The 21,980-nt window shown below is 65.6% G+C and carries 22 protein-coding genes; 12 read left to right on the top strand and 10 right to left on the bottom strand.

Annotated elements, in window-relative coordinates:
- Positions 1–2 precede the first annotated feature (2 nt).
- The 7 genes from EV669_RS02900 to amgK all read right to left on the bottom strand — a co-directional run bounded on the left by EV669_RS02900 (position 3) and on the right by amgK (position 5,333).
- Positions 3–779 (bottom strand): NYN domain-containing protein, encoded by a 777-nt coding sequence (locus EV669_RS02900; protein ID WP_054286780.1) that lies wholly within the window; start codon positions 777–779, stop codon positions 3–5.
- A 95-nt stretch (positions 780–874) separates the two neighbouring features.
- Positions 875–1,468 (bottom strand): Holliday junction branch migration protein RuvA, encoded by a 594-nt coding sequence (gene ruvA, locus EV669_RS02905; protein ID WP_132097847.1) that lies wholly within the window; start codon positions 1,466–1,468, stop codon positions 875–877.
- Positions 1,469–1,495: 27 nt separating this feature from the next.
- On the bottom strand, positions 1,496–2,428 hold the full coding sequence (locus EV669_RS02910) for a prenyltransferase (RefSeq protein ID WP_165922686.1): 933 nt from the start codon (positions 2,426–2,428) through the stop codon (positions 1,496–1,498).
- Positions 2,429–2,503: 75 nt separating this feature from the next.
- Positions 2,504–2,977, bottom strand: a complete 474-nt coding sequence (locus EV669_RS02915) for a hypothetical protein (protein ID WP_054286783.1) — start codon at positions 2,975–2,977, stop codon at positions 2,504–2,506.
- A gap of 90 nt (positions 2,978–3,067) precedes the next feature.
- Positions 3,068–3,598 (bottom strand): crossover junction endodeoxyribonuclease RuvC, encoded by a 531-nt coding sequence (ruvC, locus tag EV669_RS02920; RefSeq protein ID WP_054286784.1) that lies wholly within the window; start codon positions 3,596–3,598, stop codon positions 3,068–3,070.
- Entirely contained in the window at positions 3,595–4,296 is a 702-nt protein-coding gene (murU, locus tag EV669_RS02925) for an N-acetylmuramate alpha-1-phosphate uridylyltransferase MurU (protein WP_055433999.1), read from the bottom strand. Before murU ends, ruvC begins: the two co-directional genes overlap by 4 nt.
- An 8-nt stretch (positions 4,297–4,304) precedes the next feature.
- Positions 4,305–5,333, bottom strand: coding sequence for an N-acetylmuramate/N-acetylglucosamine kinase AmgK (gene amgK / locus EV669_RS02930; RefSeq protein ID WP_132097849.1), 1,029 nt, complete (start codon positions 5,331–5,333; stop codon positions 4,305–4,307).
- 74 nt (positions 5,334–5,407) lie between these two features.
- Here amgK and EV669_RS02935 point away from each other — a divergent pair, with 74 nt between their 5' ends.
- From EV669_RS02935 to EV669_RS02980, 10 genes are all read left to right on the top strand, one after another.
- On the top strand, positions 5,408–7,630 hold the full coding sequence (locus EV669_RS02935) for an LPS-assembly protein LptD (RefSeq protein WP_054286787.1): 2,223 nt from the start codon (positions 5,408–5,410) through the stop codon (positions 7,628–7,630).
- A complete protein-coding gene (locus tag EV669_RS02940) occupies positions 7,627–8,916 on the top strand; it encodes a peptidylprolyl isomerase (protein WP_054286788.1) in 1,290 nt (429 codons plus the stop codon). Before EV669_RS02935 ends, EV669_RS02940 begins: the two co-directional genes overlap by 4 nt.
- A gap of 4 nt (positions 8,917–8,920) precedes the next feature.
- Complete coding sequence (gene pdxA, locus EV669_RS02945; protein WP_083460602.1) at positions 8,921–9,982, top strand: 4-hydroxythreonine-4-phosphate dehydrogenase PdxA; 1,062 nt, start codon at positions 8,921–8,923, stop codon at positions 9,980–9,982.
- A gap of 187 nt (positions 9,983–10,169) precedes the next feature.
- Positions 10,170–14,015, top strand: coding sequence for a DUF3683 domain-containing protein (locus EV669_RS02950; RefSeq protein ID WP_132097850.1), 3,846 nt, complete (start codon positions 10,170–10,172; stop codon positions 14,013–14,015).
- A 130-nt stretch (positions 14,016–14,145) separates the two neighbouring features.
- Positions 14,146–14,910 (top strand): SIMPL domain-containing protein, encoded by a 765-nt coding sequence (locus EV669_RS02955; protein WP_054286790.1) that lies wholly within the window; start codon positions 14,146–14,148, stop codon positions 14,908–14,910.
- Between the two features lie 49 nt (positions 14,911–14,959).
- Positions 14,960–15,514: an isochorismatase family protein gene (locus tag EV669_RS02960; protein ID WP_132097851.1), complete on the top strand. Its 555-nt coding sequence runs from the start codon at positions 14,960–14,962 to the stop codon at positions 15,512–15,514.
- A 208-nt stretch (positions 15,515–15,722) separates the two neighbouring features.
- On the top strand, positions 15,723–16,511 hold the full coding sequence (locus EV669_RS02965; RefSeq protein WP_132097852.1) for a ferredoxin--NADP reductase: 789 nt from the start codon (positions 15,723–15,725) through the stop codon (positions 16,509–16,511).
- An 88-nt stretch (positions 16,512–16,599) separates the two neighbouring features.
- On the top strand, positions 16,600–16,944 hold the full coding sequence (locus EV669_RS02970; RefSeq protein ID WP_132097853.1) for an MGMT family protein: 345 nt from the start codon (positions 16,600–16,602) through the stop codon (positions 16,942–16,944).
- 33 nt (positions 16,945–16,977) lie between these two features.
- Positions 16,978–17,379: an HIT family protein gene (locus tag EV669_RS02975; RefSeq protein WP_055433994.1), complete on the top strand. Its 402-nt coding sequence runs from the start codon at positions 16,978–16,980 to the stop codon at positions 17,377–17,379.
- A 145-nt stretch (positions 17,380–17,524) separates the two neighbouring features.
- Positions 17,525–18,373, top strand: coding sequence for a sulfurtransferase (locus EV669_RS02980; protein WP_132097854.1), 849 nt, complete (start codon positions 17,525–17,527; stop codon positions 18,371–18,373).
- Positions 18,374–18,439: 66 nt separating this feature from the next.
- On the opposite strand, the gene EV669_RS02985 is transcribed toward EV669_RS02980, so the two are convergent.
- From EV669_RS02985 to EV669_RS02995, 3 genes are read right to left on the bottom strand one after another with little or no spacing between them, the layout of a single operon-like run.
- The gene (locus tag EV669_RS02985; RefSeq protein ID WP_165922687.1) at positions 18,440–19,207 is read right to left on the bottom strand and encodes an EAL domain-containing protein; all 768 of its coding nucleotides are present in this window, start codon (positions 19,205–19,207) and stop codon (positions 18,440–18,442) included.
- A gap of 24 nt (positions 19,208–19,231) precedes the next feature.
- Positions 19,232–19,828, bottom strand: coding sequence for an RBBP9/YdeN family alpha/beta hydrolase (locus tag EV669_RS02990; RefSeq protein WP_132097855.1), 597 nt, complete (start codon positions 19,826–19,828; stop codon positions 19,232–19,234).
- 1 nt (position 19,829) lies between these two features.
- Positions 19,830–20,606 (bottom strand): exodeoxyribonuclease III, encoded by a 777-nt coding sequence (locus EV669_RS02995; RefSeq protein WP_055433992.1) that lies wholly within the window; start codon positions 20,604–20,606, stop codon positions 19,830–19,832.
- A gap of 70 nt (positions 20,607–20,676) precedes the next feature.
- Here EV669_RS02995 and pyrE point away from each other — a divergent pair, with 70 nt between their 5' ends.
- Together pyrE and EV669_RS03005 are read left to right on the top strand one after the other, a co-directional pair.
- On the top strand, positions 20,677–21,321 hold the full coding sequence (pyrE, locus tag EV669_RS03000; protein ID WP_132097856.1) for an orotate phosphoribosyltransferase: 645 nt from the start codon (positions 20,677–20,679) through the stop codon (positions 21,319–21,321).
- Positions 21,322–21,323: 2 nt separating this feature from the next.
- Positions 21,324–21,935, top strand: coding sequence for a DUF4124 domain-containing protein (locus EV669_RS03005; RefSeq protein WP_132097857.1), 612 nt, complete (start codon positions 21,324–21,326; stop codon positions 21,933–21,935).
- The last annotated feature ends 45 nt before the right edge of the window (positions 21,936–21,980 follow it).

The following is a 21,980-nucleotide window of genomic DNA, read 5'->3' on the forward strand; positions in this document are numbered from 1 at the left end:
CGCTAGCGGGCGGTGCGGCGGCCCGCCTCCGACGGCTTGAGCCGGATGGAGACACCGCCGCGCCCCTGGCTGGCCTTATCCACCTCGAACCAGCCGCACTTGACCGCCAGTTCCGAGAGCTTGGTGAAGCCGTAGTTGCGGGCATCAAACTCGGGCATCCACTGGCCGATCAGGCTGCCCACGCCACCCAGATCGGCCCAGCCCTCGTCGTCGCTCATGCTCTCGATTGCCTTTTTGAACTGAGCCCGCAGCTTGCGGTCCAGGGGGCGCAGCACCCGGGCCACCGGCTCGGCGACGCCCGCTCGCTCGCTGCTCGGACCGCTCCGGGTTTCCTCGGTGGACTTCACTTCCTCGTCCAGCCCCAGCACCTCTACATAGACGAACTTGCTGCAGGCATTGACGAAGGCGGCCGGTGTCTTTTCCTCCCCGAAGCCCCATACCTCCAGCCCGTCCTCGCGCAGGCGCGTCGCCAACCGGGAGAAATCGCTGTCACTCGAGATCAGGCAGAAGCTGTGGTAGCGCCCGGAGTGCAGCATGTCCATCGCATCGATCACCAGTGCGATGTCCGAAGCATTCTTGCCCTTGGTGTTGGGAAACTGCTGGATGGGGTGGATGGCAAACCGGGCGCACAGATCGCGCCAGGCCTTCTCGTGCCGGCTGAAGTCGCCGTAGACCCGCTTGAGCGCCAGCACGCCCAGCTTGCCCGCTTCCTCCAGCACATCTTCGATCCAGCCCGGTGAAACATTATCCGCATCGATGAGTACGGCCACATTGGACATGTCCTGTCCTCCTGCAGGGGCGAGGCTGTCGCCCGGTGGTTGAGCACGCCGGCGTCCGTCGCCGTGCAGGGGCGGACGCCAACGGGATGAAGGTATCAGCCTTTCATCAGGTTCTTGAGCGCCAGTCGCACGCCATCGCTGACCGAGACCTCGACCGGCAGGGTTTTGGTGGCCGCTGCGGCTTCCTTCTCGTTGTACCCCAGCGCCAGCAGCGCGTTGACGATATCGTTCTTCTCGTCCGCCGTGGTGACAAAGGGCAAACCGCCCGGCGAGCCCGCCAGCCCCGAGGGCGAGAGCTTACCGCGCAGCTCCAGCACCAGCCGCTCGGCGGTCTTCTTGCCGATGCCGGGCACGCTGGAAAGCCGCTTGACGTCCTCCTGCGCCACCGCCACCGCCAGCTCGTCCGCGGTCATGCCCGACAGGATCGCCAGAGCGATCTTGGCACCGACCCCGGTGATGCGGATCAGCTGGCGGAAGGTTTCCCGCTCTTCGCGGCTGCCAAAGCCGTAAAGCAGATGGGCGTCCTCACGGATTACCAGATGGGTGTAGAGCGTGGTCTTCTGGCCCAGTGCGGGCAGCTGGTAGAAGGTGGTCATCGTCACGTCGACGTCATAGCCGACACCGTTGACATCCACCGTGATCTGGGGCGGCAGCTTTTCGAGCAGCGTGCCGGTCAGTCGTCCGATCATGCAGGAAGTTCCTTGGAATGGGCGGGCTCAGCGTCGGGTTAGCAGCGCCAAGGCCGCCAGAAGCGGATAGAGGTTGGCCGCGAGGATGGACCAGTGAATCGCCGGACGCAAGCCTGCCGTGGGTCCGACGAGCACCGGACGCAGCCGCCACGCATTGCAAGTAGCCACGGCAAGCAGGCTGCACAGCCAGAGAGGCAGCCCGGCCAGACCCGCCAGCAGCAGCGCGCCGGCGTTGAGCAACACGAAGACGGTTGCAGCAGCCTTGCCGGACAGGCGCACACCCCAGTGGTGCTTGCCCGCCAGCGCATCGGCCGGGCGGTCGGCCAGCTGATTGACGAACAGCAGCGCGCAGGCCAAGAGCCCATAGGCACCCGCTGCCGGCCAGAGCGGGCCCGGCAGCCGGGGCAGGAACAGGCTGCAGGCCCCTAGGGGCACCAGGCCGAAGGCTAGACACAGGGCCACCTCCCCCAGACCACGACTATTCAGCCGCAAGGGGGGTGCCGAGTAGCCCCAGGCGAGCATCACCCCCACCAGCCCGATCACTCCGCACATCCAGCCGGACAGCCAGGTCAGCAGTAGTCCTCCGGCAAGCACGGCCGCGAACAGCACCCAGGCCAGCGCCTGCATCTCGCATCGCGAGAGCACGCCGTTCTGAATGAAGCGGCTGCCCCCGGTATAAGGGTAAAGACGCGTGACATTGGCGGCATCGGTACCATTGGCATCGTCCGCCACGTCGTTGATGACATTGGCCGCCGCATGGCACAGCAGCGCCAGCAGCGTCGCCAGTGCCGCCTTCGGCCAACCGTCCCGCAGGGCGGGGCCGGCAGCGGCAAGCCCCATCATCACGCCCCCCAGTGAAAGGGAGAGAAAAGCCGGTCGGGTGGCAAAGAACCAGCGCTGGGCGCGATGCGCGTATCGGGCAGGGTGCGGTTCGACGGGCACAGGGCGGGCAGACAGCATGGCGGGCTCCTCGGCAGGCATTACCCCGTGAGCATAACCCGACCCCCATTACCGTGGCCAACCATCCGTTTTCAGTCAGAGGCGCCAGCCGCCATGCGCCCCCACTACCCCGGCCAGCACTGCCGCCAGCGACAGACCCAGCAGCGCCCAGTGCAGCCAGGCCACCCTTTGCATCGTACCCGCCGGATCGCGGCCTGCCCGCATCTTCAGCCATCGGTGCACCAGCAGCGGTTCCAGTACGAAAAGCATCAGGAAGAACGGCAGCCACGCTACCAGCATCAGGTGCAGCCAGCCGGTATCGCGCAACCGTGCCCAGCCGTCGGTGACATGCAGCATCCACACAGCGCTGGCCAGTGTCAGCAGCACCCAGAAACGGGCTTGCGCGCCGAAGCGGTGCTCGACGGTTTCAAACATGCCGTACTGGGCTTCAGGGGGAAAACGCCGGCGCAAGGCGGGAATCAGCACGGTGGTGACGAACCCCACGCCACCGATCCACATCACCACCGCAAGCACGTGCAGGGCACGGGCGATCGCATACTCGTTCCACATTGCAGGCTCCTGTATCTGGAGAGGTTGGCCGAAGCGTGGCACAGACACAGGCGGATCGCCTTGCCCGAAAACAGGTTTTCCGGGTCGGCCCTAGACCAGGCGACCGCCCTTGACGCGCAGGCCGGAGCGCGCCAGCTGGCCGATCGCACCACCGCTGTGGTTGGCGTGGGCCAGCGCCACTGCCAGCGCGTCGGCCGCGTCGGCCTGCGGCGTGCCCGAGAGGTTGAGCATGGTCACCACCATGAACTGCACCTGCTCCTTGGGCGCTTTGCCTTGGCCGACGACAGACTGCTTCACCTGCAGCGCGGTGTATTCGGCCACCGGCAGCCCCTTGAGTACCAGCGCGGTCATGCAGGCACCCCGCGCCTGGCCCAGCATCAGCGTGGCGGCCGGGTTGACGTTGACGAACACCTGCTCCAGCGCTGCCTCGGTGGGCTGGTAGGTGTCGATGACCTGATGGATGCCATCCACCAGCACCTTCACCCGTTCGGCCAGGCTGGCGCCCTGCGGAGTACGGATGGCGCCCGAGGCCACGTAATGACGCTGGCTGCCCACAATGTCAATCACCCCAAAGCCACAGATGCGGCTGCCCGGGTCGATGCCAAGGATGCGGCGCTTCACGTGCGGGCCCAGTGGCGGGCGATGGCGTCGGCTTCGGCCAGACGCTCCGGGGTGCCGACGTCGATCCACACGCCGCGGTGCGCTTCGCCACTCACTTGGCCACGCCGCATCGCGTCGCGCAGCAGCGGTGCCAGCCGGGCGGGCTGGCCGGCGGCCACGCCAGCGAACAGGGCCGGGTGATAGACGCCGATGCCGGCAAAGGTCAGGCCCTCGCCATCGGCCGGGTCGGCGGACAGCGTACCCGTGGGCAACAGGCCGAAGTCGCCACCTGGGTGATGTGGCGGGTTGGGCACCAGTACCAGATGCGCCAGGCGCGACTGGCCATCCAGCTGCGCTGCCGCCGTGGCCAGCCGCTCCAGGGCGAAGTCGCTGAACACGTCACCGTTGATGACGGCAAAGGGGCCCGTTCCCAGAAGCGGCAGCGCGGTGGCGATCCCACCGGCCGTCTCCAGCGCGGTGGACTCGGGCGAGTAGTGGATGCGCACGCCCCAAGCCGCGCCATCTCCCAAGGCGGCCTCGATGCGCGCCCCGAGCCAGGCGTGGTTGATCGCCAGGGTGCCGAAACCGGCCGCGGCCAGGCGCCGGATGTGCCAGACGATGAGCGCCTGCCCGGCCACTGGCAGCAGCGGCTTGGGCGTGGTGTCGGTCAGCGGCCGCATGCGCTCGCCGCGTCCGGCCGCGAGGATCATCGCGTGCATGGCGCGCCTCAGGCGAGCCGAGTGGCGGAGAAACTGCTGTCGATGGCTTCATCGGTGGCGTCCCGTCCCACCAGTTGCAGCAGCAGTTGGTAAAGCGGTGCCAGTTCGCCATAGCGCCGGGCCGCCTTCTTGAGGTAGCGCACGAACCGTGGGATCTCGCCGCGGTACTTGTCCTTGCCGTCACGGTGGTAGAGGCGGGCGAAGATGCCAGCCACCTTCAGGTGGCGCTGCACGCCCATCCATTCGAAGTCTTGCCAGAAGGCATCGATGTCCGGGTTGACCGGCAGGCCGGCGGCCCGTGCCTTCTCCCAGTAGCGAACAACCAGGTCCAGCACGAAGGCTTCTTCCCACTCGATGAAGGCATCGCGCAGCAGCGACACCAGGTCGTAAGTGACCGGGCCGTACACCGCGTCCTGGAAGTCCAGCACGCCGGGGCGACCCGGGGTGAGCATCAGGTTACGCACGATGAAATCGCGGTGCACGAACACCCGCGGCTGGGCCTCGATGCGTGGCAGCAGCACCGACAGCGTGGCGTCCCACAGCTGCCGCTGCGCGAAGGTGAAGGGCTTGCCCAGTTCCTTGCCGGCGAACCACTCCGGAAACAGGTTGAGTTCGCGCACCAGGAGGGCACGGTCGTACTCCGGCAGCACGCCAGGCCGACTGGCGCCCTGCAGCGTCACCAGAGTGTCGATGGCTTCGAGCAACAGCGTGCGGTGCACCTCGGGCCGCGGGTCATGCTCCAGGGCGGCGAGGAAGGTGACGCGCCCAAGGTCCTCAAGAAGCATGAAGCCCTGCTCGCGGTCGCGGGCGAGGATCTTGGGCACGTTGACCATGGCGAACACCTCGCGTACCGCAACGTACGGATCGGTGTTCATGTGCTCCGGCGGGGCATCCATGGCGATGCGGGTACTGCCATCCGGCAGCAGCACGCGGAAGTAGCGACGGAAGTCCGCATCCGCGGCGGCAAACTCGACGCGGAAGGGGGTATCTGGGAACTGGGTGGCCAGCCACATTTCAAGGGCCTGTTCTCGCGGCATGTCGGTTCAGTGCGGTGCTGATAGAATGGGGCAATTTTATACTGCCTCCCAGCCCGCGAGATATGGCTTTGTGCATGAAACCATTCCGTCTGTCCCCGCTCGCGCTGGCGCTCGCCTGCGCCTTTGCCCTGCCGGCCCGTGCAGACGACACGCCGCTCCCGCCCATCGAAACCCCTGCCGCCGCGCCCGGCCAGACCGTTCTTTCGGCCGATACGGTCGAAGGCCAGACCGATGTGGCGGTCAAGGCACGCGGCAATGTCGTCGTCACCCGTGACGACGAGCGCATCGAGGCAGACTGGCTCGACTACTACCAGGCGCGCAGCCAGGCACGCGCAGGCAAGCGCTTCGTCCTGACCGAACCCGGCGCCCGGGTGGAGGGCAGCGATCTGGACTATGCGCTGGACACGCGTACCGGCAATGCCGACGACCCATCCTTTTCGGCCAACCAGAACGGCCGCCAGATCCGCGGTGACGGCGACACCCTGGATTTCCGCGGGCCGAACCGCTATCGCCTCAACCGGGCGCGCGCCAACACCTGCGAACCGAACGACGACTCCTGGTACATCAAGGCCCGCACCATCGACCTGGACTACAACACCAACGTCGGCGTGGCGCGCAATGCCCGGCTGGAGTTCCAAGGCGTGCCCATCCTCTACACGCCGTGGATCGACTTCCCGCTCGACAACCGCCGCAAGTCGGGCTTTCTGGTGCCCACCTTCCGCACCGGCAGCGAAAGCGAGATCAGCCTTCCGTACTATTTCAACCTGGCACCCAACTATGACCTCACGCTGACGCCACGCATGAACTTCAAGCGCGGCGCGCGCCTCGGGGCCGAGTTCCGCTATCTGCGCCCTGACTACAGCGGGCTGATCTCCACCGACCAGACACCTGACGACCAGGTCCGTGGTGGCTCGCGCTTCGCCTGGCATGCCCAGCACACACAGACGCTGCCCTGGAACCTCAACTTCGGCTACAACCTCAACTACGTCTCCGACGACGACTACTTCCGCGACTTCGGTGACCGCGAGTCGGTGGCCTCCAACGTCAACCTGGTGCGTGAAGCCTGGTTCAACCATCACTACAGCTGGAACGGGGGCGGCATGAGTTCGCAGCTGAAGCTGCAGCGCTACCAGACGCTGCAGGATCCGGTGACGCCGGTGGACGAGCCCTACGCCCGGTTGCCGCAACTGACCACTAATGCCTTCCAGTACCTGCCGTACAACCTCAGCGCCAACTTTTACGGCGAGTTGACGCGCTTCGCGCATAGCAGCAAGCAGGAGGGCAGCCGTCTGGTGGCCTATCCCTCGGTCACCTGGAACTTCGACCGCAGCTGGGGTTTCGTGCGCCCTAAGTTCGGGGTGCACGCCACCTATTACGATCTGGAAGGCTTCGGCAGTCAGCCGGCCCGCACCACCAGCCGCACGCTGCCGATCTTCAGTACCGACAGCGGCCTGAACTTCGAACGCGACGTCACCTGGCGCGGCAACAGCTATGTACAGACGCTGCAGCCCCGGCTCTACTATGTGTACATCCCCACCGAGCGCCAGAACGACCTGCCGAACTTCGACACGTCGGAAAACGACTTCAGCTATGCCCAGCTCTTTACCGAAAACCGCTTCTCGGGCAACGACCGCATCAACGGGGCCAACCAGCTGACCGCGGCCCTGTCCTCGCGCCTCCTCGACACGGCGGACGGCCGCGAAGTGCTGCGCGTGACGGCCGGCAAGCGCTACTACTTCCGCAAAGACGACATCACCCTGGCAGGCACCGAGCAGGAACGCCGGACATCGGGCTCGGACTTCCTCTTCGGTGCCAGCGGCGAGCTGACACGCAAGTGGAGCTTCGACAGCGCCTATCAGTACAACGAGGAGCTGGGCAAGACCGAGCGTTACAACCTGCGCCTGCAGTACTCGCCCGCCCCGGGCAAGACCGCCAGCGTGCGCTACCGTTATGACCGCGACGAAGAGGTGGGCGGCTCGGGCCAGCGCGATACGCTGCGCCAGGTGGACTTGGCCTTCCAGTGGCCGCTGGCGCGCAAGTGGTACGCCGTCGGCCGCTACAACTACTCGCTGCGTGACAAGAAAGCGCTTGAGCAGCTGGCAGGCTTCGAGTACAACGACGGCTGCTGGGGCGTGCGTGTAGTGGGACAGCGGTACGTCACCGACCTGACGCACACCAAGAACGCCGTGTTCTTCCAGCTGGAACTCAAGGACCTGGGCGGCATCGGCAACAACCCGCTCGACGTGCTGCGTCTTTCGATTCCCGGCTACAGCCCGATCAACGAGACCCGTCAATGACCATGAAGAAATCCCTGCTTGCCCTGATTCTGGCTGCCGCGCTCGGCAGCGCCGTCGCGGCTGCGCCGGTACGCCCGGTGGACCGCATCGTGGCGGTCGTCAACAAGAGCGTCATCACCGAGCTTCAGCTCAAGCAGCGCATGGCGGAGGCTTCGGCCAACCTTGCCGCCCGCAAGATCTCCCCGCCCGAGCAGAGCGTGCTGGCGCGCCAGGTACTGGAGCAGATGATCACCGAGGAAGCGCAGGTGCAGTTCGCCCAGAACAACGGCGTAACCGTGGACCCGGCCGAGCTGGATCAGGCCATCGCACGCGTGGCCCAGCAGAACAAGATGGATATCCCGGCCCTGGAAGCCCAGCTGGCCAAGGAGGGCGTCAGCCTCGATCGCTTCCGCGAGGACCTGCGCCGCCAGATGCTGGTCGCCAAGCTGCGTGAGCGCGAGGTGGAAGCGCGCGTGACAGTCACCGACACCGAGATCGAGCAGGTGCTCAAGAGCAGCGGCACCGCGCATCGGGGGGAGTTCCGCATTTCTGCCATCTTGGTGAGCGTGCCGGAGCGGGCGGATGCCAAGCAGATCGAGACGCTGCAGCAGAAGGCTGGCCAGGCTCTGGCCGAACTGCGCAGCGGTCAGCCCTTTGCCAAGGTGGCTGCCAGCTACTCGGACGGCCCCAATGCTCTGCAGGGCGGTGACTTGGGGTGGCGGCCGGCCAACAGCCTGCCCACCGAGCTGGTGCAGATGCTGGACAAGCTCAAGCCAGGCGAGAACACCGGACTCATCCGCACTGCACAGGGGTTCTACATCTTCCGCATGGAAGAGAAGCGCGACCAGAGCGGCCCGGTGATGGCCGAACAGTACCATACCCGCCACATCCTGATCCGGGCCAACGAGGCCGTCTCCGATGCCGACGCCCGCGCACGCCTGGTACAGATCCGCGACCGCATTCAGCGTGGTGCCAGCTTTGCCGAGATGGCGCGGCTGTACTCCGAGGACGCCAGCAACACCAAGGGTGGCGACCTGGGCTGGGTAAACCTGGGCGACACCGTGCCCGACTTCGAGAAAGTGATGGTCAGCCTGCCCCAAGGCAGCGTGTCCGAGCCGGTGCGTAGCCCCTTCGGCTGGCACCTGATCCTGGTAGAAGGCAAGCGCACCCAGGATGTCTCCAGCGAACGTGAGCGTATGCTGGTGCGTCAGCAGATCCGCACCCGCAAGATCGATCAGGCCTACGCCGACTGGGTACGTCAGATCCGCGATGCGGCCTTTGTCGAAGACCGGCTCGAAGAGAAGTAAGCCTATGTCTGCCCGGCACGCCGGTGCCCGTCCCCTGCCCTACCGGCCCGATCCGCTGAGCGGCCTGGCCGCTGGTGCGGAGGCAGGCCAGCGCCGGGCGTGCCTGGCGATCACCCCAGGCGAACCGGCCGGCATCGGCCCCGACCTGGTGCTGCGACTGCCCGAAAGCGGCGTGGGCGCGCGTATGGTGCTGGTGGCCGATACCGGGCTGATCGAGGCACGCGCACGCACACTCGGCCTGAGCGTTACGCTCCTTCCCTTCCGTCCGGAAAACGACCCGCCGCCCGGCACGCTGGAAATCCTTCACTGCCCGCTATCCGGTCCTGTTCAGGCCGGCAGGACCGACCCGGTCAATGCCTCCTACGTCCTGAACACGCTGGACGCGGCGATCGACGGCTGCCTCAACCACACCTTCGATGCGATGGTAACCGCCCCGGTACATAAGGGCGTGATCAACGAGGGCGGCGTTCCCTTCACCGGGCACACCGAGTATCTGGCAGAACGCACCGGCACGCCAAGGGTGGTGATGATGCTGGCCGGGGCCGGGCTGCGCGTGGCGCTCGCCACCACCCACCTGCCACTGCGCGAGGTGGCCGATGCCCTCAGCCGTGAAGTGCTGCAGGAGGTGATCACCATCCTGCATCAGGATCTGGTATCCAAGTTCGGGCTGGAAGCGCCGCGCATTCTGGTGGCCGGCCTCAACCCGCATGCGGGCGAGGGCGGGCACATGGGACGCGAGGAGATCGAGGTCATCGAACCGGTGCTGGCCCTGCTGCGTACCCGCGGCCTCCAGCTAACCGGCCCGCTTCCGGCCGACACACTGTTCCAGCCGCATCACCTCGAGAAAGCCGACGCAGTACTGGCGATGTACCACGACCAGGGACTGCCGGTGCTCAAGTACGCCAGCTTTGGTGCGGGCATCAACATCACGCTGGGCCTGCCGATCATCCGCACCTCGGTGGACCATGGCACGGCGCTGGACCTCGCCGGGACTGGCCGTGCCGATCCGGGCAGCCTGTTCGAAGCTACCCGTCTGGCCGAAACCCTGGCCGCCAGCCGGCTCTAAGGGGCCGCTCGCTGCATCCCACGGCACCACTCGCTGCCGTCGTTTCCTGGATGTGCGCTGCGCCACGTCGCGCTAAAAACTCCTTCAAATCAAGACATCACCCCCTGACGGACACGGCATTTTTCGCGTCGCAACATTTCGCGTATATTGGGGAAAAAATTTCTTAATCCCGGCAGTTTCAGGACAAATGAGCACCCCCACCCCCACCCGCGTACGGGAAATCCCGTACAACTACACCTCGTATTCCGACCGCGAGATCGTCATCCGCCTGTTGGGCGCACCGATGTGGCAGCTGCTGGAGGAACTGCGCGGCGAGCGCAGGACAGGCCGCTCCGCACGCATGTTGTTCGAAGTGCTGGGCGATATCTGGGTCGTCGACCGCAACCCCTATCTGGTGGACGACCTGCTGGACAACCCAAAGCGCCTGAGTGCCCTGGCCAGCGCCCTCCACCACCGACTGACGGAAATCGAGAAGCGGCGCGAAGGCAACGATAAGGTGGGACGGATGATCGCCGCCGCGCGCGAGGCAGTGGACCGTTTCGAGGGCCAGTTCGCCCAGACGCGCGCGCTGCGTGCCGCGATCCTCAAGCGGCTGGGACGGATCACCCGCCGCGACAACATTCTCTTCGACGGCCTGGCCCGGGTGTCGCACGTCACCGATGCCACCGACTGGCGCGTGGAATATCCCTTCGTGGTGCTGTGTCCGGATACCGAGGCCGAGATCGCCCCACTGGTGAAGGGGTGCATCGAGCTGGGCCTGACAATCATCCCGCGTGGCGGCGGTACCGGCTACACCGGCGGTGCCGTGCCGCTGGACCGCATGAGCGCCGTCATCAACACCGAAAAACTCGACCAGCACCACGGTGTGGAATTCGTCGAACTGCCGGGGCTGGACGGTAAGCGCGCCACCATCCAGTGCGGCGCCGGCGTAGTCACTGCCCGCGTGGCGGAAGCCGCCGGTGCTGCCGGGCTGGTGTTTGCCGTGGACCCGACCTCGGCCGAAGCCTCCTGTATCGGCGGCAACATCGCGATGAACGCCGGCGGCAAGAAGGCCGTGCTGTGGGGCACCACGCTGGACAACCTGGCCAGCTGGAAGATGGTGGACCCGGATGGCAACTGGATGTTCGTGGAACGCATCGGCCACAACTACGGCAAAATCCATGATGTGGACAGTGCCACCTTCCGCGTCACGCGCCTGCAGGAGGACGGCATCACCGTCATCAGCACTGAAGACCTAGTCATCCCCGGTCCGGCCTTCCGCAAGGTAGGCCTTGGGAAGGATGTGACCGACAAGTTCCTCGCCGGCCTGCCCGGCGTGCAGAAAGAAGGCACTGACGGCATCATCACCAGCGCGCGCTTCGTACTGCACCGCATGCCGGCGCATATCCGCACCGTCTGTCTGGAGTTCTTCGGCACCGTGGCCGAAGCCACACCGGCGATTGTGGAGATCACCGACTACTTCAAGCCCGGCGGTGCCGGGCTGGCGGCTGGCGTGCAGCTGGCCGGCCTGGAGCACCTGGACTGGCGCTACGTGCGCGCGGTGGGCTACGCCACCAAAGCCAAGAGCAAGGGTCGGCCGAAGATGGTGCTGATCGCCGACATCGTGTCCGACGATGAAAACGCGGTGGCCGAAGCCGCCAGCCAAGTGGTGCGCTACGCCAATGCACGGCGTGGCGAAGGCTTCATCGCGGTGACGCCCGAGGCGCGCAAGAAGTTCTGGCTGGACCGCAGCCGTACCGCCGCCATCGCCCGCCACACCAACGCCTTCAAGATCAACGAAGACGTGGTGATTCCGCTGGACCGCCTGGGCGATTACAGCGACGGCATCGAACGCATCAACATCGAGCTGTCCATTGCCAGCAAGATCCGCCTACTGGACCAGCTCGCCGAATTCTTCCACGGCCGTCTGCCGGTGGATACCGAAGGCGGCAGCATTTCCGCCGACGAACTGATCGGCGACCGCCGCGAAACCGCGCTGGAACTGATTACTGCGGTGCGCACCCGCTGGCAGTGGATGTGGGACAATCTGGACAGTCCGCTGGCCGAGTACACCGCCCGCTGGCCCCAGGCCCCGCTGGAGGACGCTTCGGCCAACCTTGGGGCCAGCCTCTTCATCGCCATGCGCGATTTTCGCCTGCGCGTGAGCTGGAAGCGCGAGCTACTGGCCGACCTTGAGGCGCTGTTTGCCGGCAAGAGCGATGCGCCGGTGATGGAGGCGGTGCGCCGGCTGCAACAGAAGGTGCTGCGGGGCCGAGTGTTCGTGGCGCTGCACATGCACGCGGGCGACGGCAACGTGCACACCAACATCCCGGTCAACTCCGACGACTACGACATGCTGCAGGCCGCGCACCGTGCGGTGGAGCGCATCATGAAACTGGCACGCAGCCTGAACGGCGTCATCTCCGGCGAGCACGGCATCGGCATCACCAAGCTGGAGTTTCTCACCGAAGAAGAAATCCAGCCGTTCCGCGACTACAAGGCGCGCGTCGACCCCAACGGCCACTTCAACCGTGGCAAGCTGCTACCAGGCGCCGACCTCAGCATGGCCTACACGCCGTCGTTCTCGCTGCTGGGCGCCGAATCGCTGATCCTGGAGCAGTCCGACATCGGCCAGATTTCGGACATGGTGAAAGACTGCCTGCGTTGCGGCAAATGCAAACCGGTATGCTCCACCCACGTACCGCGTGCCAACCTGCTGTACAGCCCGCGCAACAAGATTCTGGGCGTGGGCCTGCTGACCGAAGCCTTCCTGTACGAGGAGCAGACCCGCCGCGGCGTCAGCCTCAAGCACTTTGAAGAGCTGTCCGATGTGGCCGACCACTGCACTGTATGCCACCGCTGCGTGAAGCCGTGTCCGGTGAAAATCGACTTCGGCGATGTGTCGGTCGCCATGCGCAACTTCCTGCGCAAGACCGGCAACAAGAAGTTCAATCCGGGCACCGCGCTGGGCATGGCCTTCCTCACCGCCAAGGACCCGGCCACCATCAAAGGCATCCGCACCGGACTGGTCGGCGGCGCCTACAAGCTGCAACGCTTGGGCAACACCATCGGCAAGAAACTGGGCCTGACCGGACGCCAGACGGCGCAACCGCCAGCCACCACCGGCAAGCCGGAGGTAAAGGCGCAGGTGATCCACTTCATCAACAAGCCGATGCCGGGCGGCCTGCCCAAAAAGACCGCGCGCGCGCTGCTGGACGTGGAAGACGCCAACGTGATTCCGGTGATCCGCAATCCGAAGGTCAGCGAAGACGCCGAAGCGGTGTTCTACTTCCCCGGTTGCGGTTCGGAGCGCCTGTTCAGCCAGGTGGGCCTCGCCACCCAGGCGATGTTGTGGCACGTGGGCACGCAGACCGTACTGCCGCCGGGCTACCTGTGCTGCGGCTACCCGCAGACCAGCGCCGGCTACAAGGACAAGGGCGACGAGATCACCACCGAGAACCGCGTGCTGTTCCACCGCATGGCCAACACGCTGAACTACCTCGACATCAAGACCGTGGTGGTCAGCTGCGGCACCTGCTACGACCAGCTGGCCAACTACCGCTTCGAAGACATCTTCCCTGGCTGCCGCATCATCGACATCCACGAATACCTGATGGAAAAGGGCCTGAAGCTGGAAGGGGTGCATGGTCAGAAGTACATGTACCACGACCCCTGCCACACACCGATGAAGGCCTACCAGCCGATCAAGGTGGTCAACGCCCTCATGGGCGAAGGCGTGGTGCAGAACGACCGTTGCTGTGGCGAATCCGGTACCTTTGCCGCCAGCCGCCCCGACATCGCCACCCAGGTCCGCTTCCGCAAGGAGGAGGAAATCACCAAGGACTTGGCCAAGGTCGGCGCCAGCGACAAGCCGGTAAAAATCCTTACTTCCTGTCCGTCCTGCCTGCAGGGCCTTGCGCGCTACAGTGACGACACCGGCACCCAGGCCGACTACATCGTGGTGGAGATGGCCAAGCACATCCTGGGCGACAACTGGATGAAGGATTACGTGGAAAAGGCACGCAACGGCGGTATCGAGCGCGTGCTGCTGTAAGCGTACAGCAGGCCACAGCCGCACCCGGCACCACGGTCTGCTTCGGCCAACCTGGCAGGACTGCCGCGAACGCTTCCCCTGCGCCGGCAACCTGCTAGGCTAACGGCCATTGTCCTCAGAGGAAGCCGTGATGCCTGAATCCGCACCCCGTACCGGCCTGCTTGCCGCCGCACTTGTCGCACTGGGGGTGACCCTGGCTGCCGGCCTCGCGGGCGGTGCCTACATCCTTGGACACCAGGCCCGCCAGGCCCTCGGCAAACAGTCCATCACCGTCAAGGGGCTGGCCGAGAAGCCGGTCACCGCAGACCAGGGTAGCTTCTCGTTCACGCTGAACGGAAGCGGCGCCACCATCGCCGATGCGCTGGCCAACCTGCGCAGCCAGCAGCCTGCGGTGCGCGACTTCATCCGTGTTCAGGGCTATAGCGGCCCGCAGATCGAAACCGGCAACGAAACCTTCGAGCCTGTGTTCCGCAAGGATGCCGAAGGCCGCCAGCTCGACGAGATCAGCCACTATCGCGCCCACCAGCCTTATCGGCTCACCAGCCGCAACGTGCGCCAGATCGCCACCACCGAAAAAGCCCTGCTCAACCTGCAGGCTGGCGGCCTGCAGCTGGAGGCACAGCCAGCACAGTATCTGGTGTCCGGGCTGGAATCGATCAAGATGTCACTGATCGGCGCGGCAACCCGCAACGCCCGTGCCCGCGCCGAAGAGTTCGCCAAGACCGGCGACACCCGGGTAGGCAGCATGGTTTCGGCCCAGCAGGGGGCGTTCTACATCCTGCCTGCCCAAGGTGAAAGCGATGCCGCCGACGACTACGGCGGTGCGTATGACAAGTCCACCATCGAGAAGAAGGCACGGGTGGTGGTAACCATTGTCTACACCATCGGCGACTGATCCTGCGCTCCGCTTGGCGGTACATCGGACCTTCATCCCAGAGCGCCCCATGCCCCGCGTGGCCCTTCTCGTCATCGACTTCCAGCACGGTCTGATCGTCGGCCCACCCGCCGCACATCAGGCCGACGCCACCTTGGCCATTCTCAATGCCGCCATCGGCACCGCCCGCGCCCAAGGGTGGCCGGTAATATTTGTACGACATGAGGATGCGGATGAGCTGCCGCGTGACAGCGCGAAGTGGGCGCTGCACAGCGGGCTGGACGCCCGTTCCGGCGACCTCTACATCGCCAAGACCGCCTGCGACAGCTTCCTAGACACCCCTCTGCAGGCCGAGCTCGCCGCAAGACAGGTGGACAGCCTCTGGATCGGGGGCTATGCCACCGAGTTCTGCATCGATACCAGCGTGCGCAGTGCGGCCGCGCGTGGCTACCGGGTGACGGTGCTGGAGGACGGGCACACCACACAGGACCGCCCGCACCTGTCTGCCGGGTCCATCCGCATGCATCACGCCTGGGTCTGGGCGCGCTTGAGTGCTCCCGGCCCGGTTACCGTTCAGCCCCTGCAGCGCTGCCTGGCAGCGCTGGCTTCTTCTGACGGCAAATAACCCCGGCTTCTAAAAACAGAGACAACGGTTTCTGCCGCCGTTGTCTGAACCGGTTATGATTCCGGTCAAGGTTTTGTGCCGTCCTTTTGAGGCATGATCCGGCCCGGACCGCCGTGACGGATTACATTTCGATATAATGAGAACGGCTTGCAGCGCCTGACAATCCGGCAGGCGCTTTCGATTTCATTCAGACTTAGGTTAACGACGCATGTCCTCCCCCAACGCCAACCTGACTGCCGAGCGCGTCCTCAGCGTGCACCACTGGAACGACACGCTGTTCAGCTTTACCTGCACGCGAGACGCCGGGCTCCGCTTCATCAACGGCCAGTTCGTTATGATCGGCCTGGAAGTGAACGGCAAGCCGCTGATGCGCGCCTATTCCATCGTCAGCGCCAACTACGAGGATAACCTCGAGTTCTACAGCATCAAGGTGCAGGACGGCCCCCTCACCTCACGCCTGCAGCACCTGCAGGTGGGCGACACCGTACTGGTGAGCAAGAAGCCGACGGGTACGCTGGTGCAGGACAACCTGCTGCCGGGCAAGAACCTCTACCTGCTTTCCACCGGCACTGGCCTTGCGCCTTTCATGTCCATCATCCGCGATCCGGACGTGTACGACCGCTACGACAAGATCATCCTGACGCACGGCGTGCGCTGGGTGAGCGAGCTGGGCTACCACGATTACATCACCAACGAACTGCCGCACAACGAGTTCTTTGGTGACGTCGTGCGCGAGAAGCTGATCTACTACCCCACGGTGACCCGCGAGCCCTTCCGCAACCAGGGCCGACTGACCGACCTCATCACCAGCGGCAAGCTGGCGGCGGACATCGGCCTTCCGCAGATGAACCCGGAAAACGACCGTGTTCTGATCTGCGGCAGCCCGTCCATGCTCTCCGACCTGTGCGAAATCCTCGACGGCATGGGCTTCCAGGAAAGCCCGCGCATGGGCGAGCCGGGGCATTACGCCATCGAGCGCGCCTTTGTGGAGAAATAAGCCTGCCACCAGGACGCATCGGGCCGGCCTCTGCCGGCCCGATGCGTTTTGCGCTACGCTGGCCGCTTTACTTCCATCCCCCCCTTGCATGTCACCTGAATTTCAACGCGCCGTTACCGCGCTGATCGCCGCCATCCCCCCCGGCAAGGTCCTGACCTACGGCCGCGTGGCCGAACTGGCAGGCTACCCGCGCCATGCCAGACATGTCGGGCGTCTCTTGGGTACCGCGCCACAGGGCGCCCTGCCTTGGCACCGGGTGGTGGGCGCGTGCGGACGCATCGCTCGGCCCGGCACCGAGAGCGCCGATTGGCAGCGCGCGCTGCTGGAGGCCGAAGGGGTGACTCTGCAAGCACGGGGCACGGTGGACCTAGCCCGTCACCTGTGGCACCCCGAGGCCGGGCAACAGGTTGGCCGAACCCCCGCGTCTGCCTAGAATGGCGGAGTTTCCTCCCTGAAGGTCCGCCTCATGCCCTGCGAACTATGCGCCCCCTCAGCTTTTCCCGAACTCTACCGTGACGATCGACTGACGGTAGTACTCGTCACGAGCGAGCCCGACTACCCAGGCTTCTGTCGTGTGATCTGGCACGATCACGTGCGCGAGATGACCGATCTATCCCCGTCCGACCGCGCCCACCTGATGGACTGGGTGTGGCGGGTGGAAGCGGCGCTGCGCACCGAACTCTCTCCGGATAAGATCAACCTCGCGAGTCTGGGCAACGTGGTACCCCACCTGCACTGGCATGTGATCGCACGCTTTGCCGGCGACGCCCATTTTCCGGCGCCGATCTGGGCGGCGCGCCAGCGCGACGGCCACGTGCCACCCACAGACGACCTGGTCCGGCGCCTGCGTCGCCACCTGACGGCCTGACTGGCGCGGGTTGCCGGGCAACGCCGTGCCCGCTAGGCTATAGGGAGGCATGCGTCTGCCCGTAAGCACCCTTTCCGGTGCCGCCTGCGGGCAGACTCATGGCAAGACGGTTCGCGCCCCGCGGGCGCCCAGAGGAAGGATTGCCATGCACACCCACCTTATCGATGCCCGGACCTTGGCCGAAACCCGCCAGCCGGACTGGGTCATCCTCGATTGTCGTTTCAAGCTCGACGACCCGGAATACGGCCTGCAAGCTTACGAGGCCGGCCGCATCCCCGGCGCGCATTACCTCAACCTGGATTACCACCTCTCCGGCACTTGCAATGGTCAGAACGGCCGTCACCCGCTGCCGGATGCCCAGCGCCTGGCGGTCGACCTGGGCGCCATGGGCATCGGTACCGACACGCAGGTGGTAGCCTACGATGACAGTGGCGGCATGTTTGCCGCCCGGGCGTGGTGGCTGCTGCGCTGGTTGGGCCATGCACCGGTGGCTGTCTTGGACGGCGGCTATGGGGCGTGGCTGGAGGCTGGCTATCCGGTCAGCACCGAGCGCGCACCCCGACGCAGCACCCGATTCAGCATCCGGGCACCCTTGGTGGATACTGTCCGTGCCGAGGACATCCTCGACGCGCTGGGCAGCACGCGCCTGACGGTGGTGGACGCCCGCAGCCCGGACCGCTTCCGCGGGGAAAACGAAACCCTGGACCCGGTGGGTGGCCATATTCCCGGTGCGCGCAACCGCTTCTTCCGGGACAACCTGGATGCGCAGGGACGCTTCAAGGCGCCTGAAGTACTGCGACAGGAATGGCTGGCGCTGCTGGGCGAGCGTAGCGATGCGAACGGAGTGGTACACCAGTGTGGCTCGGGCGTGACCGCGTGCGTCAACCAGTTAGCCCTGGAGCTGGCCGGCCTGCAGGGCAGCGTGCTTTACCCAGGCTCGTGGAGCGAATGGTGCGCGGACCCGGCGCGCCCTGTGGCTACTGGGGACGCATGAGGCCCGGGGGGAATGTACGTTAGAAAGGCAGGCCGATGGCCTGCCTTTTTGCATCCGCCTGCAGGATCAGTCAGGCCAATCCAGCACGGGTTCGAAGGTTTCGAAAGCAGGCCGTGCAAAGAGGAAGCCTTGGAAGAGCCGGATCCCCAGCCCACGCAGGAAGCCGAATTCTTCCACCGTTTCCACCCCTTCGGCCACCAGCTGGATGTTCAGTTCGTGCGCCAGGGTGACCAGATGACGGACGATGGATTGGCGCGGAGGATGCAGGTGCAGGTTGCGCACCAGCGCCATGTCCAGCTTGATGAAGTCGGGCTGGAAATCGGCTAGGAAGTTGAGCCCGGAATAGCCGGAGCCGAAGTCGTCGATGGCGGTGGCGAATCCGCGCCGCTGGTATTCGGCAATGATGCTCTTCAGGTGTGCCTGATCCGTAGCCTTTTCTGATTCGGCCACCTCGAAGATGATGTTTTCCACCGGAAAGCCGTGCTCGGCCGCGGCCTGGAGAGTAGCCCGGATACAGGTCGCCGCATTGTAGACCGCGTTGGGCATGAAGTTGATGCTGAGTTTCGCCGTCAGGCCAGCGCGGGCGGCCAGGGCCACCGCCTTGACGCGGCAGACCTGGTCGAAGCGGTAGCGGTTGTCGTCGTTGACCTGCGCCAGGATGTCGGCTGCCGGTTCACCGGCCAGGCCGCGCACCAGAGCCTCGTAGGCGAATACCTCGCGCCGCTCCACATCCACGATCGGCTGAAAGGCCATGGTGAACTCAAAACCCAATGGAGGCGCGGCCTCGCATTGGCGGCAGGCCGGTGCGGCGGCATTGATGGACGACAGGGTCATGGCGGCATCCGGGCTGGTAGACATTCAGAGTATATATCGCTGCACCAGACGCTGTCCGGCCGGCCAACTGCCATATCCCCACGCCGTGCTGATGTGCCCTGCCTCGCCGGCATCCTCCAGCTCGGCCCGCCACAGGCGCGCCAAGCCCTCGGCCTCTGCCCACGGACAGAAGGGGTCGTTACGGCTGGCCACCAGTGTGGCGGCAAACGGCAGGGGTATGGTAGCGGCGGTCTCGAATCCGGCAAAGGCCGGCAGGGGCGCCCCCTCCGGCAGCTCGCCAGCCGCGCGCACTGCGGCCTCGGCGATCGGCAGCGCCGGCGGCGCCACCAGCAGTGCTCCGCGGATGCGGGCGGCTGCGCGCAGGGACAGCCCTGCGGCCCACGCCACCACCGTGTGGCAGCCCAGGCTGTGGGCGGCCAGCACGATGCGGCCCGGCGTGTCGGCCACCGTTTCGGCCAACCTTGCCACCCAGAGTGTGCGTTCGGGGTACAGCCAGTCATCCTGCACCACGCGCCGCGACAGCGGATAACCCCGCTCCCACAGGCTCTGCCAGTGCCCGGGACCGGAGTCACCCCAGCCGGGTACCGTGATCAGGGTGGTGTCTTCGTCATCGTTGAACATGCTAGAGCTTCCAGTCGTAATCCACGATCAGCGGTGCATGGTCCGAGAACCGCACGTCCTTGTAAATCTGCCCCGAGCGGGCCGCTGCCGACAAGCCGGGCGTAGCCACGTGGTAGTCGATGCGCCATCCAACGTCCTTGGCATAGGCCTGCCCGCGGTTGCTCCACCAGGTATAGCCCGGCGCTTCGGGGTACAGCGTGCGCCACACATCCACCCAGCCCACCTGTTCAAACAGGTGTGTCATCCAGGCCCGCTCCTCGGGCAGGAAGCCGGAGTTCTTCAGGTTGCCCTTCCAGTTCTTCAGGTCGATCTCGCGGTGCGCGATGTTCCAGTCGCCGCAGATCACCACCTCGCGCCCACAACGGTACAGGCTTTCGAGGTGTGGCAAGAAGCGCTCCAGAAAGGCGAACTTCACGGTCTGGCGCTCCTCGCTGGACGAACCCGATGGCAGGTAGAGCGACACCACGCTCAGGTTGCCGAAATCCATCTGGAGGTACCGGCCCTCGCTGTCGAACTCCGGCACGCCCAGCCCCTCCACCACCCTGTCGGGCACATGGCGGGTGTAGATGCCCACACCGCTGTAACCCTTCTTCTGCGCACAGTGGAAATGCCCGTCCAGTAGGTGGCAGCGGCGGTGCCCGTCTTCCAGATCGCAGTGCTGGGCCTTCAGTTCCTGCACGCAGACGATGTCGGCATCCAGCGTGGGCAGCCATTCGAAGAAGCCCTTCTTGTGGGCCGAGCGCACCCCGTTGAGGTTGGCCGAAACGATTCGAAGCAAGACAGTCTCCCGTGATATGCTTGCCGGCGCGCCCGGCAAAGCCGGACGGACGACGTGTATGAGGAATGCGATGAGCGATTTTCGCCAGGATTTTATTCGTTTTGCCCTGGAGCGGCAGGTTTTGCGCTTCGGCGAGTTCACCACCAAGGCCGGCCGCCAGTCGCCGTACTTTTTCAATGCCGGCCTGTTCAACGATGGCGCCAGCACTCTTGCCCTGTCGCGTTTTTACGCCAGCGCCATCGAAGCGAGCGGCATCGGCTACGACATGCTGTTCGGGCCGGCGTACAAGGGCATCATCCTGGCAGCCGCCACCAGCATGGCCTTGGCCGAGCGCGGGCGCAACGTGCCCTTTGCCTACAACCGCAAGGAAGCCAAGGATCACGGAGAAGGCGGGGTACTGGTGGGCGCACCGCTGCAGGGCCGCGTGCTGATCATCGATGACGTCATCACCGCCGGCACCTCGGTGCGTGAATCCGTGCGCATGATCCGCGACGCAGGTGCCACCCCGGCAGGCGTGGCCATTGCGCTGGACCGCATGGAGCGCGGTACGGGTACGCTGTCTGCCGTACAGGAAGTGGAACAGGAATACGGGCTGCCCGTGGTCGCCATCGCTACCCTGAAGGACCTGATGGCCTTCCTCAGCGAAAGCCCGGCCCTTTCGGCCAACCTTGAAGCGGTACGCGCCTATCGTGCCCGCTATGGTGTGGAAAACTGATCATGAGACTGCATACCGGCCTGCTGCTTCTGGCACTGGCCGTCACTGCACAAGCCCAGCCGGGTCTCTACAAATGGATGGATGAAAGCGGGCGTGTGCAGTACAGCGACCACCCGCCCATCCAGCCCCCCCGCTCCGGCACCGCCGAGCTCAGCCACCAAGGTATGGTGCGGCAGCCCGCCGAGACCCCCGAGGCGCGCCAGGCGCGGGAGGCGGCCGCGGCCGCGCGCAAGGCCGAGGAAGAACGCCTCCGCCTGGAGGCGCGCCAGGACAAAGTCCTCCTGGAAAGCTACCGCACCGAGGCGGACTTGCGACGGGAGCGGGAACGCCAGATCGGCACCGTGCAGTCCGGCATCAACGCCCTGCAACTGCGACGCGAGGCCCTGGCGCGGCGGCTGGCTGACTACGAGCGCGACGCAGCCGGCTTTCGCCGCCAGAACAAGGCTGTTCCTCCCGCGCTGGACACCAACCGCCGTATTGCCGCCCAAGAGCAGCGCGACCTCGACCAACAGCTGATGCAGCGCCAGCAGGAAGCCGTGCAGCTGCGCAGCCGCATGGAAGCCGACCTGGCCCGCTATCGCCAGTTGCGCCCCCAGCCGTCCGTCAGCCCCTGACGACACGACCGCCCGGAACGGCCAGGTCCTCACAGCCTAGGCCAA

It is taken from the genome of Gulbenkiania mobilis (genome assembly GCA_004346645.1).
Lineage (GTDB): Bacteria > Pseudomonadota > Gammaproteobacteria > Burkholderiales > Chromobacteriaceae > Gulbenkiania > Gulbenkiania mobilis.

Excerpts from the sequence above, each read along its gene's own strand:
- EV669_RS02900 (WP_054286780.1), bottom strand. The coding sequence starts at position 779 with ATGTCCAATGTGGCCGTACTCATCGATGCGGATAATGTTTCACCGGGC.
- ruvA (WP_132097847.1), bottom strand. The coding sequence starts at position 1,468 with ATGATCGGACGACTGACCGGCACGCTGCTCGAAAAGCTGCCGCCCCAG.
- EV669_RS02910 (WP_165922686.1), bottom strand. The coding sequence starts at position 2,428 with ATGCTGTCTGCCCGCCCTGTGCCCGTCGAACCGCACCCTGCCCGATAC.
- EV669_RS02915 (WP_054286783.1), bottom strand. The coding sequence starts at position 2,977 with ATGTGGAACGAGTATGCGATCGCCCGTGCCCTGCACGTGCTTGCGGTG.
- murU (WP_055433999.1), bottom strand. The coding sequence starts at position 4,296 with ATGCACGCGATGATCCTCGCGGCCGGACGCGGCGAGCGCATGCGGCCG.
- amgK (WP_132097849.1), bottom strand. The coding sequence starts at position 5,333 with ATGCCGCGAGAACAGGCCCTTGAAATGTGGCTGGCCACCCAGTTCCCA.
- EV669_RS02935 (WP_054286787.1), top strand. The coding sequence starts at position 5,408 with ATGAAACCATTCCGTCTGTCCCCGCTCGCGCTGGCGCTCGCCTGCGCC.
- EV669_RS02940 (WP_054286788.1), top strand. The coding sequence starts at position 7,627 with ATGACCATGAAGAAATCCCTGCTTGCCCTGATTCTGGCTGCCGCGCTC.
- pdxA (WP_083460602.1), top strand. The coding sequence starts at position 8,921 with ATGTCTGCCCGGCACGCCGGTGCCCGTCCCCTGCCCTACCGGCCCGAT.
- EV669_RS02950 (WP_132097850.1), top strand. The coding sequence starts at position 10,170 with ATGAGCACCCCCACCCCCACCCGCGTACGGGAAATCCCGTACAACTAC.
- EV669_RS02955 (WP_054286790.1), top strand. The coding sequence starts at position 14,146 with ATGCCTGAATCCGCACCCCGTACCGGCCTGCTTGCCGCCGCACTTGTC.
- EV669_RS02960 (WP_132097851.1), top strand. The coding sequence starts at position 14,960 with ATGCCCCGCGTGGCCCTTCTCGTCATCGACTTCCAGCACGGTCTGATC.
- EV669_RS02965 (WP_132097852.1), top strand. The coding sequence starts at position 15,723 with ATGTCCTCCCCCAACGCCAACCTGACTGCCGAGCGCGTCCTCAGCGTG.
- EV669_RS02970 (WP_132097853.1), top strand. The coding sequence starts at position 16,600 with ATGTCACCTGAATTTCAACGCGCCGTTACCGCGCTGATCGCCGCCATC.
- EV669_RS02975 (WP_055433994.1), top strand. The coding sequence starts at position 16,978 with ATGCCCTGCGAACTATGCGCCCCCTCAGCTTTTCCCGAACTCTACCGT.
- EV669_RS02980 (WP_132097854.1), top strand. The coding sequence starts at position 17,525 with ATGCACACCCACCTTATCGATGCCCGGACCTTGGCCGAAACCCGCCAG.
- EV669_RS02985 (WP_165922687.1), bottom strand. The coding sequence starts at position 19,207 with ATGACCCTGTCGTCCATCAATGCCGCCGCACCGGCCTGCCGCCAATGC.
- EV669_RS02990 (WP_132097855.1), bottom strand. The coding sequence starts at position 19,828 with ATGTTCAACGATGACGAAGACACCACCCTGATCACGGTACCCGGCTGG.
- pyrE (WP_132097856.1), top strand. The coding sequence starts at position 20,677 with ATGAGCGATTTTCGCCAGGATTTTATTCGTTTTGCCCTGGAGCGGCAG.
- EV669_RS03005 (WP_132097857.1), top strand. The coding sequence starts at position 21,324 with ATGAGACTGCATACCGGCCTGCTGCTTCTGGCACTGGCCGTCACTGCA.